1 protein-coding gene is annotated in these 2,385 nt (G+C 69.6%); it reads right to left on the reverse strand.

The genetic code is table 11. The features are described 5' to 3' along the window. Nucleotides 1-682 precede the first annotated feature (682 nt). Nucleotides 683-2,125, reverse strand: coding sequence for a DUF418 domain-containing protein (locus tag EEJ42_RS32215; protein WP_123105445.1), 1,443 nt, complete (start codon nucleotides 2,123-2,125; stop codon nucleotides 683-685). Nucleotides 2,126-2,385 lie beyond the last annotated feature (260 nt).

Genomic DNA, 2,385 nt, shown 5'->3' on the forward strand with positions numbered 1-2,385 from the left:
ATCACCGCCCACGCGGCATCGGAGATCTCAGGCACATCCCTCATGACCATCCAACGAGCCGATGATCGGCGAGACACTGCCTAACTGCCCGCCCATTTCGAGCCATTTGACAGGTCAGGTCGGCAGTATCGACGGCGGCGCGGATTCGGTTACGGGCCCAGCGCTTGAGGTCGCCGACGCGGTAGAGAGGTCCGGCACCGCGCTTGCCGACCGAAGGAGGAGCCGGGTCGTTCGCACGGGGCCCAGCTCAGCAGGCCGATGGTCAAGGCTCTGTGCATAGCGCTCATTCCGCCTCCGGCCCGCTCTATACCGGCTTACGGGTGGCCCCAGTGATCAACGTGCGCTGGCGCGTGACTCCCCGCAGCGGAGGCTCGTTGGGCACGACGGTGCCGCCCCACACCCGCCGCGACGGTGCCTCGGCTGAACAGCGACCGGACCCGTGGCCGGCGACAGGCGCGACGAGAGCCGCCCTGGCGCCGAGCTGGACAGCCGAGACCGTGCCCCAGGAGCTGCTGGCGGCGGTCGAGCAGCACTGCCGCTGACCTCGAACTGCCTCCACCGGGCGGTACAGGTAGGCCGCGAGTACGGCATGCCTGCGCGAGTGGCAGCGTGTGGTGTCGTACGCCCTCACCGACGCTCACGCCCACAGCCAGCTGCTGATCGTCACCGGGGAAACCCTGGCTCACCTCGCTGGCCTGCTTGGCCGCCCCCTCTCTGAAGGCACCGTTGGGGGGACGCGGAAGGCGAAGCAGCGCTCCCGCGCCGCGGCCGCGCGCGGCGACGGGCGCGAGCCGACCGGGTTCGCCGCCGTGGTCCGGGGCCTGATGGCCGATCGGGCCTGGGAGGTCCCGACGGCTGGCGGCCGGTACACCAGCCGACGCAGGACTGTCTCGGCCGGGCCGCGTCGCCCGGCGCGCTCCAGGGCGTACGCCCCGGCCACCGTGACCAGCCAGACGCCGACCGCGAAGACCGCCATGGTGGCGCTGGTCAGGTGCTCGCCGAGGCCGAGGCCCCAGGCTGCCAACAGCGGGGAGAAGATCAACGAGTGCGCGAGGTAGCAGGACAGCGATCGCTTGCCGACCGCGGACACCGCGACGACGGCCGTTGCGCCCCACCGGCCCTGTTGGCTGGACCATTGGGTCCACCAGTGCGCGAACAGCGCGACGGCGGCGACATAGCCGATCCCGGCGGCGTTCCCGGTGAAATCCCGCAGGATGGTGAGCGCCCCCTCCTCGCTCTGCGCGTCGTCCGGCACCTCGAGCGCGCCGACGTGGGCGAGTGCGGCGGGCAGTCCGCCGAGCCAGCCGACCGCAATGCCGCTGACCGCGGTGCGGCGCAGCAGCCGCAGATGGCGCCCAGGCTCCTCCAAGACGCGACGGCGTGCCGCCCAGAAACCGAGCAGGAAAACCAGGTAGCCGCCGCCGATGAGCGCGAGCGGGGCACCGGCGAAGGTGACGAACAGACCGGTCATCAGCCGGGTACCGAGCGCCACGAGCCCGTTCTCCTCGCCCGACGCGTACGCCTCGAAGCCCGCCTCCGCTCCCGAGTCCCCCAGGGATCCCAACCCGCCCCGGAGCAAGGCTGTTATTACTGGCTGTGCCGTGAAGAACACCAACTGCGCGGCCGCGATCCCGATCCACCACTTCAGTGCACGCTCACTGCGCCTGACGAAGAGCCAGCCAAGGACGAGGCTCAGCAGCCCGTAGTAGCCGACGATGTCGCCTGCCATCAGCAGGGTGGCGTGCGACAACCCGATGACGATCAGCCACAGGCTACGCCTGCGCAGGATCCCCACCGCAGCGCGCCCCGAGGCCCCGGCCTCAATCTGGCGCAGGTAGAGCTGCATCATCCCGTAGCCGAAGAGGAACGCGAAGAGCGGATAGACCCGTAGATCCAAGACGGTGATCATAGTGAACTGGACCGCGCGGTCGGCCCACGTACCATCGACCGGCTGCCACCCCGAAGGGCCGTGCCGAGCCGCCCAGAGGTGGAAGGCGGTGTTGGACAGGACGATGAGCAAGAGCATCATCCCGCGCGCGAGATCGGGCGCCAGCGCCCGCTCCTCATCCTGGGCCCCGCGCCGCAGCGGCGCCTTCTTGGCGTTCTTGGTATCGGTCGTCGTCACACGGCCACGCTAGGAAGGCGCCCGGCGCCAGGAAATCCGTCTTCGGTCTCACCACGGCCGACCAAAGTATGCCGCCTGTGCGTCTGGGCTCGATTGAAAAGTCCGGAGCTTGATCCAGAAGCCCCGCCACTGTCTTGCCCGCCAGGCAGACACGTGTGATCACGACTGGAGACGGCCCCTAGGCAGTGTCTCGCCGATCATCGGCTCGTTGGATGGTCATGAGGGATGTGCCTGAGATCTCCGATGCCGCGTGGGCGGTG

Source organism: Streptomyces botrytidirepellens, from assembly GCF_003721215.1.
GTDB lineage: Bacteria > Actinomycetota > Actinomycetes > Streptomycetales > Streptomycetaceae > Streptomyces > Streptomyces himastatinicus.